Annotated in this window: 14 protein-coding genes and 1 pseudogene; 9 read left to right on the top strand and 6 right to left on the bottom strand. The window is 72.3% G+C overall.

Annotated features, from left to right (window positions below; genetic code table 11):
• The first annotated feature begins 38 nt into the window (after nucleotides 1–38).
• A complete protein-coding gene (locus OG329_RS23540) occupies nucleotides 39–1,340 on the top strand; it encodes an MFS transporter (RefSeq protein ID WP_405797837.1) in 1,302 nt (433 codons plus the stop codon).
• Here OG329_RS23540 and OG329_RS23535 read toward each other — a convergent pair.
• Nucleotides 1,283–1,984: a TetR/AcrR family transcriptional regulator gene (locus OG329_RS23535; protein ID WP_405797836.1), complete on the bottom strand. Its 702-nt coding sequence runs from the start codon at nucleotides 1,982–1,984 to the stop codon at nucleotides 1,283–1,285. The genes OG329_RS23540 and OG329_RS23535 overlap by 58 nt on opposite strands.
• 223 nt (nucleotides 1,985–2,207) lie before the next feature.
• Here OG329_RS23535 and OG329_RS23530 point away from each other — a divergent pair, with 223 nt between their 5' ends.
• Entirely contained in the window at nucleotides 2,208–3,632 is a 1,425-nt protein-coding gene (locus OG329_RS23530; RefSeq protein WP_405797834.1) for a serine hydrolase domain-containing protein, read from the top strand.
• Nucleotides 3,633–3,738: 106 nt separating this feature from the next.
• Here the strand turns inward: OG329_RS23530 and OG329_RS23525 are convergent, their stop codons facing one another.
• Nucleotides 3,739–4,122, bottom strand: a complete 384-nt coding sequence (locus tag OG329_RS23525; RefSeq protein WP_405797832.1) for a cold-shock protein — start codon at nucleotides 4,120–4,122, stop codon at nucleotides 3,739–3,741.
• A 248-nt stretch (nucleotides 4,123–4,370) separates the two neighbouring features.
• On the opposite strand from OG329_RS23525, the gene OG329_RS23520 reads away from it, so the two are divergent.
• A complete protein-coding gene (locus tag OG329_RS23520) occupies nucleotides 4,371–4,607 on the top strand; it encodes a hypothetical protein (protein WP_405801980.1) in 237 nt (78 codons plus the stop codon).
• Here the strand turns inward: OG329_RS23520 and OG329_RS23515 are convergent.
• Nucleotides 4,574–5,233 (bottom strand): HAD family hydrolase, encoded by a 660-nt coding sequence (locus OG329_RS23515; RefSeq protein ID WP_405797831.1) that lies wholly within the window; start codon nucleotides 5,231–5,233, stop codon nucleotides 4,574–4,576. The two genes, OG329_RS23520 and OG329_RS23515, sit on opposite strands and share 34 nt — an antisense overlap.
• A 127-nt stretch (nucleotides 5,234–5,360) precedes the next feature.
• Here OG329_RS23515 and OG329_RS23510 point away from each other — a divergent pair, with 127 nt between their 5' ends.
• Genes OG329_RS23510 through OG329_RS23500 form a run of 3 tightly spaced genes read left to right on the top strand, consistent with a single transcriptional unit; the run spans nucleotide 5,361 to nucleotide 8,334 of the window.
• The gene (locus OG329_RS23510; protein ID WP_405797829.1) at nucleotides 5,361–6,398 is read left to right on the top strand and encodes a FecCD family ABC transporter permease; all 1,038 of its coding nucleotides are present in this window, start codon (nucleotides 5,361–5,363) and stop codon (nucleotides 6,396–6,398) included.
• On the top strand, nucleotides 6,395–7,501 hold the full coding sequence (locus OG329_RS23505; protein WP_405797828.1) for a FecCD family ABC transporter permease: 1,107 nt from the start codon (nucleotides 6,395–6,397) through the stop codon (nucleotides 7,499–7,501). The genes OG329_RS23510 and OG329_RS23505 overlap by 4 nt, the downstream gene beginning before the upstream one ends.
• A complete protein-coding gene (locus OG329_RS23500; RefSeq protein WP_405797826.1) occupies nucleotides 7,501–8,334 on the top strand; it encodes an ABC transporter ATP-binding protein in 834 nt (277 codons plus the stop codon). Before OG329_RS23505 ends, OG329_RS23500 begins: the two co-directional genes overlap by 1 nt.
• A gap of 243 nt (nucleotides 8,335–8,577) precedes the next feature.
• On the opposite strand, the gene OG329_RS23495 is transcribed toward OG329_RS23500, so the two are convergent.
• Both OG329_RS23495 and OG329_RS23490 read right to left on the bottom strand, forming a co-directional pair.
• Nucleotides 8,578–9,636 (bottom strand): hypothetical protein, encoded by a 1,059-nt coding sequence (locus OG329_RS23495; protein WP_405797825.1) that lies wholly within the window; start codon nucleotides 9,634–9,636, stop codon nucleotides 8,578–8,580.
• An 84-nt stretch (nucleotides 9,637–9,720) separates the two neighbouring features.
• Nucleotides 9,721–10,191 (bottom strand): annotated as a pseudogene (locus OG329_RS23490) (hemerythrin domain-containing protein); the annotation flags it as partial.
• A 416-nt stretch (nucleotides 10,192–10,607) separates the two neighbouring features.
• On the opposite strand from OG329_RS23490, the gene OG329_RS23485 reads away from it, so the two are divergent.
• A complete protein-coding gene (locus OG329_RS23485) occupies nucleotides 10,608–13,142 on the top strand; it encodes a helicase-associated domain-containing protein (RefSeq protein WP_405797824.1) in 2,535 nt (844 codons plus the stop codon).
• Nucleotides 13,143–13,155: 13 nt separating this feature from the next.
• On the opposite strand, the gene OG329_RS23480 is transcribed toward OG329_RS23485, so the two are convergent.
• A complete protein-coding gene (locus tag OG329_RS23480) occupies nucleotides 13,156–13,836 on the bottom strand; it encodes a VanZ family protein (RefSeq protein ID WP_405797823.1) in 681 nt (226 codons plus the stop codon).
• Nucleotides 13,837–14,022: 186 nt separating this feature from the next.
• On the opposite strand from OG329_RS23480, the gene OG329_RS23475 reads away from it, so the two are divergent.
• Both OG329_RS23475 and OG329_RS23470 read left to right on the top strand, forming a co-directional pair.
• A complete protein-coding gene (locus tag OG329_RS23475; RefSeq protein ID WP_405797821.1) occupies nucleotides 14,023–15,429 on the top strand; it encodes a WD40 repeat domain-containing protein in 1,407 nt (468 codons plus the stop codon).
• 68 nt (nucleotides 15,430–15,497) lie between these two features.
• A complete protein-coding gene (locus OG329_RS23470; RefSeq protein ID WP_405797820.1) occupies nucleotides 15,498–15,737 on the top strand; it encodes a hypothetical protein in 240 nt (79 codons plus the stop codon).
• The last annotated feature ends 30 nt before the right edge of the window (nucleotides 15,738–15,767 follow it).

Raw genomic sequence — 15,767 nt, 5'->3', positions numbered from 1 at the left:
ACCGATCGGTTCCGAATTCCTTCCGGAGCGACCGAATCGTGCGCCCCGGGCGATCCGCGAAGATCTACGACTGGACGGTCATGGACAGCGACTCCCCACGCGCGACTCCCCCAACACCCGTCACCCGCTGGGGCGTTCCCATGCTGGGCTTCGCCACCTTCGCCGTCGGGACGGACGAATTCGTCCTGGCCGGCGTGCTGCCCGAACTCGGCCGCGACCTCGGAGTCTCCGTCACCACCGCCGGACAGGTGGTGACGGTCTTCGCGCTGACCTGCGCGGTGGTCGCACCGGTCCTGGCCACCGCCACCGCCCGGCGGGCGCGGCGCGGGGTGCTGTTGGCCGCGATCGCCGTATATCTGCTGGGCGGCGTGGCGACCGCGCTCGCCCCGACCTTCGCGACGGTGCTCGCGGCGCAGATGGTCGCCGCAGTCGGCGCCGGGCTGTTCGTGCCGACCGCCGCCGTCACCGCCGCCGCGCTGGTCCCGCCGGGCCGCAAGGGCCGCGCCCTCGCGACGGTCGCCATCGGGTTCACCGCAGCGACCGCGCTGGGCGCGCCCATCGGCACCGCCCTGGGCGGCTACCTGGGCTGGCGGGCGACGATGTGGTTCGTCGCCGCACTCGCCGTACTGGGACTGATCGGCGTACGGGCCCTGGTGCCCGCGCGGGTGCCGACACCGGCGCCGGAGGGACTGCGGCAGCGGCTCGCCCCGCTCAAGGACCGCCGGGTGCTGGCCATCCTGGCGACCACCCTGATCGGCTTCACCGCCGTCTACATCCCGTACACGTACATCGCCGTCGTCTTCGAGCCCGCCACCGGGGGCAGTGGCGACCGGCTGGCGGTGCTCATGTTCACCCTCGGGGTGATCGGTACGCTCGGAAACTTCGGTGCCGGGTCTCTCGCGGACCGCTTCGGCGGGCGGATCGTGGTCGCCGTGGCGCTGCTGTGGATGGTCGCGGCACTGGTGGTGTTCCCGGCGGCCACGGGGGCGTTCGGCCCGGCGCTGGTGATGATCGTCGTCTACGGTGCGGCGGCCTTCGCGATCACCACGCCCCAGCAGCACCGGCTGATCACCCTGGACCCGGAGTCGGCCTCCGTCCTGATCGCGCTCAACGCCGCGATCCTGTATCTGGCGATCTCGCTGTCCGGCGCGGTCGGGGCGCTGGGCATCGCCTGGGTGGGCGCCAACTCCCTCCCGCTGATCGCGGCGGTCCTGGCCGCGGTGGCCCTGATCACCTCAGAACTGGGCCACCGGCTGACCCGCGAAGCCGCTCGGGAGCGGGATCAGGACGGCGCTCCGAGGCGGGCCGTCAGGCCGTCGAGGACCCGGTCGAGGCCGTAGGCGAAGTCCGCGTCCCGGATCTGGCGGGGGTGGGTCGCCTGGTGGGCGGAGGTCCCCCCGCGGAATCCCGAGTGGTTCCGTGCCGCCTCGTCGAAGGCCGGGCGGAGGTCCGCCACCCATTGCTGTTCCGTCTTGCCGCTGCGGGTGATCAGGGAGAGATACGCGGCCTCGGAGGTCGCGATGCCGATGACGTACGCGGTGAGCGTGCCCACCGCCTGGTCCTTCTCCTTCGCGGGGAAGCCCGCCGCCTCGAACCGGGCGAGCAGACCCGATGACATCCGCATGGCGTTCGGACCGATGTGGACGAGGCCGACCTGGCCGAGTTCGGGGGCGATCCAGGGGTGGCGCAGGGTCATCTCCCGCAGATCGGTGGCGGTGCGGGCGACAGCCTCGCGCCAGGGGGTGGCGTCCGCGGTGGCCGGTACGTCCAGTTCGCCGAAGACCTCGTCCACGACCAGCTCGATCAGCTCGTCCTTGTTGGCCACATGCCGGTAGAGCGACGTGGCCGCGGCGTCCAGGCGCGTACCGAGGTTGCGCATGCTGAGCGCCGCGACGCCCTGCGCGTCCAGCAGTTCGATCGCCGCGGTCACGATCTGTTCGCGCGTCAGATGCTTGCGCTGCGGGCGGCGTGGGCGCGTCCACACCGATGCGATCGGATTCTCGTCGGCCGGCCTGTCGGCCGGCCTGTCGGCCGGCGTATCGGCCGGCGTATCGGCTGGCGTGTCGGTTGGCATACGGCCCTCGTCCCTGCTCGTCCCGCTGCTCCTCCCGCACTCTAGCGCACGCCGTACGCATATTGCGTGCGTCGTTACGTTGTGCGTACAGTGTTCGCAACGAGAACACCGTACGCATCGAGTGGGAGCGACTATGTCCAAGAACGTGAAGGCGAACGTGAACCTGGACCTCGGCCACTGGCAGGCCCGCCTCGACGAGCTGCGAGTGAGGCACCACGTCCCGGCCGCCTCACTCGCGATCCTGGTCGACGGGACCGTCCACGAGCTGGCCAGTGGCGTACTGCACCGCGGCACGGGCGTGGAGGCCACGACCGACTCCGTCTTCCAGATGGGCTCGATCGCGAAGCTCTACACCGCCACCCTGGTCATGCGGCTCGCCGAATCAGGCCAACTGGACCTGGACGCCCCGGTCGTGGACGTCCTGCCGGAGTTCTCGGCCGCCGACCCCGAGGCGGCCAAGGCGATCACCACACGGCAACTGCTCAGCCACACCAGCGGCCTCACCTGCGACTTCACCCATGACAGCGGACGCGGCGACGACTGCCTGGCCAAGTACGTGACAGCCGCCAAGGATGTCGCGCTCGACTGCCCGCCCGGCACCGCGCTCTCCTACAGCAGCGTCGGATACAACGTGCTCGGCCGAATCGTCGAGGTCGTGACCGGCAAGGTCTGGGACGAGGCGCTGAGGGACCTGCTCCTCACGCCGCTCGGCGTCACGCACACGATGACACTGCCGGAGGAGGCGCTGCGCTTCCGTGCGGCGATGGGGCACCTGGGCGAGGCCGGCCAGGACCCGGACCCGGCGCCCTCCTGGGACCTGATGCCGCGCTCGGCGGGCCCGTACGGCCGGGTCATCGCCACGGCGGGCGATGTCGCGCGGCTCGCGCGGATGCACCTCGACGGCGGTCTGGCGCAGGACGGCACCCGCGTGCTGTCCGAGGAGTCGGTCGCGCTGATGCAGCGGCGCGTGGTCGACTCGCCCGACAAGTGGACGGTCAGCGCGGACGGTTGGGGTCTGGGCTGGACCCTGTACGACTGGGACGGCGTCCGGGGCTACGGACACGACGGCGCCTCGATCGGACAGTACGGCTATCTGCGCGTCGTGCCGTCGGCGGGCGTCGCGGTCGCGCTGCTCACCAACGGCGGGGGTGCGCGTGAGCTGTACGCGGCGCTCTACCGTGAACTGCTCGCCGAGCTGGCCGGGGTGACGATGCCGGAGCCCTTCGCCCCGCCGGCCGAGCCGCCCGCGGTCGACTACGGGCCGCTCGTCGGCACGTACCGGCGCGAAGGCGTGGTCATCACCGTGACCGAGCGGGACGGCGCGGGGCACGCGGTGTACGAGTTCGTCGACGGCATGAAGGACTTCTCCGAGCCCCTGGAGATCGACCTCGTGCCGGTAGCACGAACAGAGGCGGGGACCGGGGCGGAGACGGTCTTCGCCGGTACGGGGGTGGGCGCGGCGTTCAGCGAGGACTACATGCCCGTGGTCTTCGCCACGCTGCGGGACGGCACGCGGTGCGTGTACATCGGAATGCGGTGCGGTCCGAAGGTCGCGTAGCGGGAGGCGGACGAGATGAGGCGGACGGGATGAGGCGGACGAGATGAGGGGCGAGGGAGCCCCGGGCTCACGGCAGGTGAGCCCGGGGAGATCCGCCCGACCCGTCTCACACGTCGAGTTGGTCCGCCACCGCGCGCAGCAGGCCCGCGATGTTCGCGCCCTGGGACTTGTCCGGGTATCTGCCGCGCTCCAGCGTGGGGGTGATGCTCTCCAGGAGCGTCGTCAGGTCCTGGACGATCGAGGCCAGTTCGTCGGGCTTGCGGCGCTGGGCCGCCGCCACCGAGGGGGCCGGGTCGAGGACCGTGACCGAGAGGGCCTGGTCGCCGCGCTGGCCGGCGACGACGCCGAACTCGACGCGCTGGCCCGGCTTCAGTGCGTCGACTCCGGCGGGGAGGACCGATGAGTGGACGAAGACGTCTCCGCCGTCGTCACGGGAGAGAAAGCCGAAGCCCTTCTCGCGGTTGAACCACTTGACCTGGCCGGTAGGCACGTCTGTCCTCGTCCTCATATGTGTTGGGGGCGCTGGCGCGCACAAAAACGGCTCTGGATAGCACTACAGCGGGTCGGACGACCCGCCATCCCCAAGGCTAATGGTCCAGGGGCTGGTGACAAGACGTCGCCGGTTGGTTCCTGTCCGCAGGGAACTACCCTGGTGGAGTGACTGCTACTCCTTCATCACCCGTGCCGGAATCCGCGCCGCGACCCGCGTCGAATCCCACGCCCGATCCGGCGGCCGACGTGGCCGGTCCCGGTGACCAACTGGTGCGCATCGGGGCGATCGTGTTCATCGTCGGCGTGGTCGCCACACTGGTCACTGTGGCCCCGCTGTTCCTCGGTACGGACCCGTTCCCGACCGCCGCCTATGCCCTCTGCACCCTCATGGCGGTCGGCTTCGTGATCGCCGGCACCGGGCTTCTGCGGTCGATCGCCGCGCAGCGCCGTCAGGCCAGATCGGTGGTGGGCTCTCCCACGTAGGAGCGCAGCCACGCCGGGAACGCCAGCAGGTCCGGCAGCAGCACGTCCGCGCCCGCCGCCCGCAGCTCCTCCTCGTCGCAGGGGCCGGTCGGCACCGCGACCGAGAGCGCCCCCGCCGTACGGGCGCCGCGTACATCACCCGTGTGGTCGCCCACGTACACGCTCGCGCCGTGCTCGCGCAGCGCCTCCGCCTTCGCTTCGGCCCACAGCCAGCCGATGACCGCGTCAGGTTCCACACCGAGATGCGCGAGATGCAGCTTGGCGTTCGGCTCGTGCTTCGCCGTCACCACGATCGCCCGCCCGCCGAGCGCCTGAACGGCGGCGACGGCCTCGCGGGCCCCGGCCATCAGCAGCGTCGGCTCGATGGCGTGTGTGGGGTAGATCTCCCGGTACCGGTCGCCCACCGCCGCGACGCGGTCCGCCGGGAACCAGTACGCCAACTCCTGGTCGAGCGGCGGCCCCAGCCTGGTCACGGCCAGATCGGCGTCGATCGCGACACCGGTCTCGGCCGAGAGCGCGCGGAAGGCGGCGTGGATGCCGGGCCGGGAGTCGATCAGCGTCATGTCGAGGTCGAAGCCGACCGTCAGCGGATGTGGGGTCGGGGGCGTGGCCGGGAGGTCAGTCATACAAGCATTGTGCCTGGGGCCCTCCGCCGGTCGGTGGCCAGATCTCGACGCTTAGACTTAGCCAAGCCTTACCAAGCCATGCCGCCCGCGCCGCCTTACCTCCGAGCCCAGTATCCGATTGGTCCCGATGCCAGCCGCCGCCGTCCCGACGACCCACCGCACCAGACGCGCCCTCGTCGCCCGCCGCATCGGCTGGACGGCCGCCGCCGCCGCGGCCCTGCTGCTCGCGGTCCTGCTCAGCCTCGCGGTCGGGGCCCGCGCCGTCGCGCCGAGCGCCGTGTTCGACGCCCTGCTCAACGGGGGTCACAGCGACGACGCCGAGGTCGTACGGCAGTTGCGGGTGCCCCGTACCGTCATCGGCCTGATGGTCGGCGCGGCGCTCGCACTCGCCGGTACGGTCCTCCAGGGCATCACCCGCAACCCCATCGCCGACCCCGGCATCCTCGGTATCAGCCAGGGCGCGGCGGTCGGGGTCGTCATGGCCATCGCCTTCGCCGGGGTGCACACGCTGACCGGATACGTGTGGTTCGCGTTCGCCGGCGCGGCCGTCGCCTCGGTCGCGGTGTACGCCATCGCCGCACGCGGCAGGGGCGGCGCGACCCCGGTCAAACTCGCCCTCGGCGGCGCGGCGATCAACGCGCTCCTGGTGTCCGTGACGATGGGCATCCTGACGACGCGGGCCGCCGCGCTGGACGAGTTCCGCTTCTGGCAGGTGGGGTCGGTCGCGGGCCGGGACGCCGAACTCGTCGGCCAGGTCTGGCCGTTCCTCGTCGTCGGCACGGTCCTGGTGGTGAGCGTCGCGCGCGGCCTCGACGCGCTCGCGCTCGGCGAGGACGTCGCGAAGGGACTCGGGCAGAACGTCGGAGCCGTACGCGTCGTGGGCGGCGTCGGCGCGACCGTACTCGTCGGTGTCGGTGTCGCGGCGGCCGGTCCGATCGCGTTCATCGGCCTCGCCGTCCCGCACATCGCCCGCGCGATCGTCGGCAACGACCACCGCTGGCTGATGCCGATGGCCGCGCTCGTCGGGCCGGTGATGCTGCTCGTCGCGGACGTCCTCGGCCGGGTCCTGTTCCCGCCGGGCGAGGTGCCGGCGGGTGTGATGACGGCGCTGCTCGGTGTGCCGTTCCTGGTCGCTCTCGTACGCAGGAAGGCGGTACCGGCGTGAGTACGACGGTTGCTGACCGGAACCGGAAGGTCACCGGCGCGCCCGCCGGGGTGCGGCCCGCCGGATACGCGCTCGTACGCACCCGACTGGGCACCCGGCGCGTGTCGTTCCTCGTGCACCGGCGCGCGGCCGTCGTCGCGGGCGCCCTCGTGGTGCTGCTCGCGCTGACCTGCGTCGCCTACCTCAGCGTCGGCGAGAGCTTCATCGCCCCCGCCGAGGTCCTGAAGGTGATCCTCGGACAGCCGTCGCCGGACGAACTGGTCGTCGGCACGCTGCGGCTGCCGCGCATGGTGGTCGGTCTCCTCGTCGGCGCCGCCTTCGGCGTCTCCGGCGCGCTCATCCAGACCGTCGCCCGCAATCCGCTCGCCAGCCCGGACATCATCGGTGTCACCCAGGGCGCGAGCGCGCTGACGGTCTTCGCGATGACGTACGGCGTCACGTCCTTCACCGTCCTGCCGTATCTCTCGGTCGCGGGCGGCATGCTGGCGGCCGTGCTCGTGTACGTCTTCGCCTGGCGCGGCGGGCTGCACGCGACGCGCTTCGTACTCATCGGCATCGGCTTCGCGATCGCGCTGCGCTCGCTCACCACACTCTTCATGACGAAGGGCGACTATCTCGTCGCCCAGCAGGCCCAGGTGTGGATGACCGGCTCGCTCAACGGGCGCGGCTGGGACGAGGCCGTACCGCTCGGCTGGGTGCTGCTGATCCTGCTGCCGGCGGTGGCGTGGGCGGCGTACGCCCAGCGCACGGTGTCCATGGACGACGACACGGCCACCGCACTGGGCGTACGCCTGGGGCACGTACGGCTCGGGCTCGTCCTGCTCGGCGTGGTGCTCGCCTCCGTCGCGACGGGCACGGCGGGGCCGGTGGACTTCGTGGCGCTGCTCGCGCCGCAGATCGCACGGCGGATGACACGTACGGCGCAGATTCCGCTGCTCTGCTCCGCGCTGCTCGGCGCGGTGATCGTGGTGCTCGCCGACCTGTTCGCGCGCAAGCTGTTCGCGCCCACCGAGTTGCCCGTGGGGGTGCTCACGGCGGCGATCGGCGCGCCGTATCTGATCTGGCTGATCATTCGCAGCCGTACCGCAGGAGCTGAGAAGTGATGAGGACGCGGAAGCAGACCGGGCAGACCAGGCTCACGGCGCACGAGCTGACGCTCGCCTACGACGACCGCACGGTCGTCCACGATCTCGAACTGGCCGTCCCGGACGGGCGGGTGACCGTCATCGTCGGCCCCAACGCCTGCGGCAAGTCGACCACGCTGCGCGCGCTCGGGCGGCTGATGAAGCCGAAGAGTGGTTCGGTGCTGCTGGACGGCGCGGAGCTGGCGGGCATCCCGACCCGGAAGATCGCGCAGTCGATCGGTCTGCTGCCGCAGTCGCCGACCGCGCCCGAGGCGATCACCGTCGCCGACCTGGTCTCGCGCGGGCGCCAGCCGCATCAGCGCTGGTGGCAGCAGTGGTCGGAGGAGGACGAGCGGGCGGTCACGGACGCGATGGCGCGTACGGACGTGACGGAGCTGGCCGAGCGGTCGGTCGACGAACTGTCGGGCGGGCAGCGGCAGCGCGTATGGATCGCGATGGCGCTGGCGCAGGAGACGGATCTGCTGCTGCTGGACGAGCCGACGACGTTCCTGGACATCGCGCACCAGGTGGAGGTCCTCGACCTGGTACGACGGCTCAACCACGACCAGGGGCGCACGGTCGTGATCGTGCTGCACGACCTCAACCAGGCGGCGCGGTACGCCGATCACCTGGTGGCCATGAAAGAGGGCCGGATCGTCGCGGAGGGCCGGCCGGACGAGGTGGTCACGGCGGAGCTGGTACGGGAGGTGTTCGGCCTCGAATCGGTGGTGGTCCCGGACCCGGTGACGGGGTCACCACTGGTGGTCCCGGGGGCGCCGTACCGGCCACGGGACGGGGCGGACGCGGTGTAGTGGTGAAGGTAGTGGCTGCTTGGCGGCGCTTGGGCGGGCGTCTTGTCCTCGATCGCCGGACGGGCTTCATTTGCAGCCCGCCGCCCTCGAGCGTGGAGCTGCCGAGACGGCTCACGTGTTCCTGCGCGTTGGGGCGCCCGCACCTGCGGCTCAGGGTGAGCGAGCGACATCCGGGCCGGACCGGGCTCCAGGGCCGGGGCCGGGGGCCAGGGCCCGGCCCCGTGACACCGCGCCGCGCGGGCGTCAGCGGTGGCGGGAGCGCCAGACCAGGAACAGCGCCGAGCTGACCGCCGCCACCCGGACCACCACCGGCCACGTCTGCGAGACCGCGTCACCCATCGCGCCCTCCGGGATCTCCTCGCCCCAGCGCTCCGTCATACGGCCCCAGAGCCAGATCCCGCCCCCGGCCACGGACACGATCGGCAGCCCGAAGACCGCCAACTTCGCCTCGAAGGGCTTCAGTCGGCGTGAGGCGTACGCGAGGACCCAGCCGCCTGCGAGCGCCAGCCAGGAACCGAGGACCGCGCCGACGACGAGGAGCGCGGCGGCCAGCAGCAGGAACGGGTTGGTGAGCCGGAGCCCCGGGCCGCGGCCGGTGTCGCTGTCGGCGGTCTTCTTTCCGCGGCGGCGGGGTCGCGGCAGCAGCCGGCGCCGTACGGGCGGCTCCGCCACCTCGCCCGCCTCTTCCTCGGCCTCGGCGTCCTCCTCCGCCTCTTCCTCCTCCGGCTTGGGCGGCGGTTTCAGTATCTCGGGGATCTCGACCCCGCCGACGAAGCCGGAGACACCGGTCGCCGCCCCCATCGGGCCGGGGTCGACGCGCCACCAGTCCGGTTCGCCGCCGGAGGGGCCGAGTTCGTGCATGGGGGCCAGATGGGGCGGGGACGCGGTGGGTTCGGCGGGCGTCTCGGGTACGGCCCGGCGCGTCTGCTTCGGCAGCGAAGCACCGAGGCCCAACCCGAGGCCCAACCCGCGCCCCCGCCTGCCCCGTTGCTTCGGCAGCGACGGCCCGGACGAGGACCCCGACGACGGCTCGGGCGGAGCCTCCGGCGGCGGCTGCCGGTCGGCGAACGAACCGCCCGACGCCGCCGCCCCCACCACCTGGTCCGGCGAACCGAGCCGCCCCAGGATGCGGCGGACGGCGGCGGGGCTGTCGCCGCCGAACTTCCCGCGCTGCTTGTCGATCTCGCCGCGCAGCTCGGAGACGAGTCTCATCCGTTCACCTGAGGGCAACTGCCGTTGCTGGGCCACATCTCCGACCCGGCTCAGATAGTCGTAGACGAGCTGGTCGCTCTCGATCCCCACACTGCCCTCCGCACCTACGCGCCGTACCTGCGGCCGATGGTGTCGCGCTCGTCCCCGTACGTCCAGTACGGCACGGGCGAACGGCTACCGGCCCGGCGGCCAGGGCACATCCGCCACGAGCGGCAGGATCACCTCCTCCTCGTAGTCGAGATGCGCGGTCAGCTCCGTCGTCATCCGCGCCAACTCGGCGCGGAGAAGCGGCGGATCGGCGCTACCGAGGTCGCCCAGCAGCACCACCAGCCGCTCCTGAATGCGCGCGACCGTACGGTGCTCCGCCCGGAGCCGGTCGAAGACGTCCGTCAAGTGCGGGTGGTAGTGGGCGATCCCGGGGAACAGGTGCCCGTCCTCGGCGGTGTGGTGGAACTCCAGCGCCTGGCAGAACGCCAGGCAGCGCTGCCGGATCTGTAGGCCGAGGCTCGGCGCCGGCCGCTCGCCGGGCCCCTCGTGGGCGGCGAGCGCCGCGAAGTGCGCGTCGACGTCGGCGGTCACCAGCCCTAGTTGGGCGCGCAGTTGGTCATGGACCTCAAGGATCTTGTCGGCGAGGGTCCGTACGGACGATGTGGGCATGCGTGTGTGTTCTCCGGTAGACGAAGGCAGCCCGCAGAGCCGATGCCGGCTGCGAAGGCTGAGAAGGGTGAGGAGGGTGAGGAGGGTGAGAGACGAGGGGGGACGTGCGGCGGCGCTCGTTCGCGCTCGCGGCTACGTCACGTACGGATCGCGGAGACCGTGGAGTACGTACTCAAGACGGATCCCTTGCCTGCGGGGTGCTCGCCCGGTCACCGGCCCGCCCACTGCTTTTCGGCCGGCGCCACGCGGCACCGCCCCCATTACAGGCAGCCGCCCGCCACCTGTCAACAGACGCCGGCGCAGCCGCGCCGCAGCGCCCCTCGACCGCCGCCACCCCGGCCCGGCGCCCCACAGGGGCTAACGTGGGGCGGATGGGAATCAGCTAGCCGCCCCTGGAGGCGCACGTGTCCGAACGAACCGGCGGAACGCCCCCGCGTACGCTCGCGGAGGCCCTGCGCACCCGCGACGACGACGCGCTGGCCGCCCTGCTGCGCACGCGTCCCGACCTGCTGAGCCCCGTGCCGAACGACCTCAGCCAGCTCGCCACCCGGGCCGGCACCCGCGCCTCCGTCATGCGGGCGCTGGAGCGGCTCGACCGCTTCACGCTCCAGACCGCCGAGGCGCTGGCGGCCTCGACCGACCCCGCGCCGTACGGCGCCGTACGCGCGCTGATGACCGGCGACGAGGGCGACCCGCGCGTCGAGGCGGCCCTGCCGCGCGCCGTCGCCGCGCTGCGCGAGCAGGCGCTGATCTGGGGCGCCGACGACCGGCTGCGGCTGGTGCGTACCGCCCGCGAGGTCCTGGCGCCGTCCCCCAACCACCCCTCCCCCACCGGGCTCGGCCCGACCGTCGCCGAGGCCACGGCGGGCATGTCGCCCGGCCGGATCCAGGAGATCATCACCACCGCCGGTCTGCCGTCCACGCACGACCCGGTCTCGGCGGTCACCGCGCTGGCCGCGCTTTTCACCGACCGCACGCGCATGGCGGCGCTGCTGGACACGGCCCCGCCCGACGCGCTGAGCGTTCTCGACCGGCTGGTGTGGGGGCCGCCGTACGGCGAGATCACCTCGAAGCCCGCGCCGCCCGTGCAGTGGCTGCGCGACCACGGGCTGCTGCTGCCGACCTCCACACGCACGGTCGTGCTCCCGCGCGAGGCCGCGCTGCATCTGCGCGGGGGGCGCGCGCACCGGCACACCGAGCCGGAGCCGCCGGAGATCCAGCCGCACCCCTCGACGTCGTCGGTGGCTTCGACGTCCGCGAGCCGTCCACAGGTTGTGGACAGCGCGGCGGCGGCGCAGGCGTACACCGCGCTGGAGACCGTCGAGGAGCTGGCCAAGGAGTGGAACGAGGGCGGCCCGAACGTCCTGCGGGCCGGCGGCCTGTCCGTACGCGACCTCAAGCGCACCGCCACCGCGCTGGACGTCACCGAGCCCGTGGCCGCCTTCTGGGTCGAACTCGCCTACGCGGCAGGGCTGTTGGCGGCGGACGGCGAGGCGGACGAGCGCTACGCGCCGACGCCCGCCTACGACCAGTGGCCCGAACTGCCCCCGGCCGAGCGGTGGGCCGCGCTGGCCACGGCCTGGCTGGGCGCCACCCGCACGGCGGGCCTCGTCGGGGGCCAGGACAGCAAGGGCCGTACGCTCGCCGCGCTCGGCCCCGACCTGGACCGCGGCGCCGCGCCGGAGGTACGGCGCCACGTACTGGACCTGCTCGCGAGCCTCCCGGAGGGCACCGCACCCGACCCGGAGAGCGTGCTCGCCCGGCTGCGCTGGGAGCGCCCGCTGCGGGGCGCGGTGGCGGGCCGGCCAGAGGACCTGCGGGCGCGCATCGCCGCGTGGACGCTGAACGAGGCGGAGATGCTGGGCGTGACCGGGCGCGGCGCGCTGTCGTCGCACGGCCGCGCGCTGATCGCATCCCCGGCGCCGGACGGCGGGGCGATGGGGTCGTTCCCGAGGCCCGCCTCCCGTACCGGCTCCGCCACCCCCGCCGAGTTGTCCACCCTCGGCCTGCACGCCGCCCGCGCCCTCGCGCCCCACCTCCCCGAACCCCTCGACCACGTCCTGCTCCAGGCCGACCTCACCGCCGTCGCCCCCGGGCCGCTGCTGCGTCCGCTCGCCGAGACGCTGTCCGTGATCGCCGACATCGAGTCGCGGGGCGGCGCGACCGTCTACCGCTTCACGCCCGCGTCCGTACGCCGCGCGCTGGACGCCGGGCAGTCGGCGTCCGACCTGCACGCGTTCCTCGCGGCCCACAGCCGTACGCCGGTACCGCAGCCGCTCAGCTATCTCATCGACGACATGGCCCGGCGCCACGGGCATCTGCGGATCGGCTCCGCGTCGGCGTACGTACGCTGCGACGACGAGGCCGTCCTGGACGAGATCCTGGCCGACCGGCGCTCCCACGGCCTGCGGCTGCGCCGCCTCGCCCCCACCGTCCTCGCGGCCCAGGCCGACCCCACGACGCTCCTGGACGGGCTGCGCACGATGGGCCTGGCACCGGCCGCCGAGTCGGCGGAGGGCGACGTCCTTATCACCCGCGCCCACGCGCACCGCACCCCGCCGCGTACGCCCCCGGTCCCCGTCCCGGACGGCCCGCCGGTGCCCGCGCCGACACTGCTCGGCGCGGCGGTACGGGCGATCCGGGCCGGGGACCAGGCGGCGACGGTCGTACGCAAGACGCTCCCCGAACCGGCGGGCGCGGATCTGCCCCGTACGACATCGGCCGAGACCCTGGCGACGGTCCAGGCGGCCGCGCTGACGGGCTCGGCGGTGTGGATCGGCTACGTCAACGCGGAGGGCGCGGCGAGCCAGCGCGTGATCGCGCCGGTGCGGGTGGAGGGCGGCTTCGTGACGGCGTACGACCACACGGCGGACGAGGTCCGCACGTACCCGCTGCACCGGATCACGGGCGTCGCGGAACTGGCGGACGACCCGGCGTAACCGCTGCCGGGCGCTACGTCCGCCCGCGCCGCGCCGCGCCTTTGGGAGCGGCGGCCTTCTTGGCGGTCGCGGCCTTCTTGGCCGGTGTCTTCTTGGCCGGCGTCTTCTTGGCAGTCGCGGCCTTCTTGGCACCGGTCTTCCCGTCCTGCCCCGCCGACGCCTTCTTCCTGGCCGCCGCTTCCGCCCTCTTCGCGGCCCGCGCCCGCCGCCGCTCCCTCTCCCGCTCCTCCGCCCGCCGGGCCTGTCCCTCCAGCGAGCGGAACCCCAACGTATGGAACCGGTGGCTCAACCGCCGCCCGAGCAGCAGATACGCGACGAACGCACCGCTCGTGTTCATGATCACGTCGTCCACGTCGAAGGCCCGCCCCTCGACGATCGCACCCTGCGCCAGCTCCACCACGGTCATCGTGACCACGGTCAGCACCATCACCCGCAGCATCCGGTGCCTGCGCGGCACCAGCACCGGCAACAACAGCCCGAACGGCGCGCCCATCAGCACGTTCCCGCCGACCTGCTTGCAGGCGGCGAGGAAGGTGTAGTCCTCGGCGTACTGCCGCAGCGAACGCCCCGGCCGCAGATTGGCCCCGGCGATCTCCGAGGACGCGGGTGACGGCGTGAGCGTCAACTGCGCGAGTACGACGGCGAACCCGACGAGCAGCAGCAGCGCGACGACCAACACGACCACCCGCAACACGGCCCCACCCCACGACGTCCGCCACGCCGCACCCGAACCCCCCGCTCCCCGCGCACCGGTCCGTTCCGTCTCAGCACCCATACACCCCAGTTGCCCCCGCAGGGGCCACGTAAGCAGCCGGGTCGGGCTGACTGTCAGACCCCTCTGCAAGGATCACTGCTGAGTCACTTCTTCAGGGGGACGACGATGTCGACCGATATGTACGGCGTGCGGGTGCTGGAAGTCGATCCTGACCAACTCCGGGTCAGGCTGAAGGTGTTCGTCGTCTATTACGAGACCGGGTCGCGCACGTACATCCCGCTGCCGGACGACGAGCCGGGTATCTTCCTGCAGTTCCTGTGGGATAGCGACGAGGGGCGCCATCTGAGCGACGACGACGAACGTACCGGTTCCCTGGGCAGGGTGCTCAGCACCGATGACATCCTGAACTTCGAGTGGGTCGACACCAACGCGCGCCGTTTCATCTCGGAGGTCCGGCGTGCCAAGACACTCAACGACCCGCCCACCGAGGAACAGTGGGAAGGACTCCACGATTTCTACTACGAGCGTGACGGTGCCTGGAAGGATGAGAATCTGCTGGTCCAGGGCGAGTACGAGATACGGGTCACGGACCGCAAGTGGCTGGCGCACCTGAGCGAGGGGCAGTCCTGGGCCTCGACCTTCTTCCCCCTGAACGGCGACAACTGGACGGCCGAGGACGCGCCGCACATACCCGACCTGTCCGAACCCGCCTTCACCCTGCGGCCGTTCGAGACGACGACGGGCAGCCTCAAGTACGACGGCGTCGAGGCCCTGGAGTTCTCGGACGACGGCACGTACCTGGCGGTGTGCAGCGACAAGGGGCGGGTGTGGGTGTACGACACAGCGGACTGGAGCGAGACCGTGCACACCCACGCCGGTGACTGGGTCGTGCCGGTGATGATGTGGGTGCCGGGCGAGCACGTCCTCGTGGTCAAGCGCTACGACTCCGGGGACGGGCCCGAAGAGGAATCGCAGTGGGCCTATGACGTGGACCGGGGCACGACGGTGGAGGTGCCCTTTCAGCGCGGGCTCCGCCGCTCGGGCGACGGCTCGTACCGAATCACCCGGAACCACGCGGGCGGCGAGGGCGGCTTCGACCTGCACGGGGAGCAGCGTGAGCCCTACCGGCGGCTGTCCCACGCCGGCAAATGGGACCCCATCCAGTGCCACGCCTTCTCCGGTGACTCCGCCCGGCTGTTCCTCGGCGCCCAGCAGAACCTGTACATGGTCGACCCGGCCGAGGCCGAGGTGGTCGACAAGGTCATGGACGCCTCGGAGCGCTTGTTCAAAATCGCGTCCAACCCGGACGGAAGCTATCTGGCGATCGGCAGCTTCACCCGGAAGCTGAGCTATCTGGTGCTTGGCGACGACCGGCCGCACGAGTTGTGTATCTGGCGGACGGCCGACAAGAAGATCATCCTGGGCCACCAGTTCCAGACGTACATCGACGAACTCGCCTGGTCCCCCGACAACGGCCGCTGGCTCGCGGTCGCCCTGGAGCCCACTGGCGAGGGCCAGTTCCACCAGGGCAAGGCGGAGATCGCCGTCTTCCGGATGGGTCCGGGCCATTGAGGGCAAGGCCCTGACGGCGGGGCTCGCCGCCGCGCGCGGTCTCACCGATCCGCCGTGGGCGGGGCAGCGTGCCCGCGCTTGCGGCGGCCCGCCAGGCCGAGAGCGAGCTGGCGGACATCGCGAGGCGGCTCCCCGAGGAGCGGCGCGCGGCGCTGCCGGCCGAGCAGTCGGCCTTCCGGCGCGTGCTCCACGAGGAGTGGCCGGCGGCGGTACGGACGGGGGCCGGGGGCAGCTCCAGGGCGGTTCCCTTCGAGGACGTGGACGTCCCCCGCAAATGGACCGAGGGGACGACACCCGCGACTACGTGATCCGCGCCCGGGGCGAACGGAGACCCGAGA

Origin of the sequence: Streptomyces sp. NBC_01506, assembly GCF_045040295.1 — a bacterium.
GTDB lineage: Bacteria > Actinomycetota > Actinomycetes > Streptomycetales > Streptomycetaceae > Streptomyces.
Note: the sequence above shows the minus strand (reverse complement) of the source record. Positions and strands in the feature narration are given on the sequence as shown.

Excerpts from the sequence above, each read along its gene's own strand:
- OG329_RS23530 (WP_405797834.1), top strand. The coding sequence starts at position 2,208 with ATGTCCAAGAACGTGAAGGCGAACGTGAACCTGGACCTCGGCCACTGG.
- OG329_RS23515 (WP_405797831.1), bottom strand. The coding sequence starts at position 5,233 with ATGACTGACCTCCCGGCCACGCCCCCGACCCCACATCCGCTGACGGTC.
- OG329_RS23510 (WP_405797829.1), top strand. The coding sequence starts at position 5,361 with ATGCCAGCCGCCGCCGTCCCGACGACCCACCGCACCAGACGCGCCCTC.
- OG329_RS23500 (WP_405797826.1), top strand. The coding sequence starts at position 7,501 with ATGAGGACGCGGAAGCAGACCGGGCAGACCAGGCTCACGGCGCACGAG.
- OG329_RS23475 (WP_405797821.1), top strand. The coding sequence starts at position 14,023 with ATGTCGACCGATATGTACGGCGTGCGGGTGCTGGAAGTCGATCCTGAC.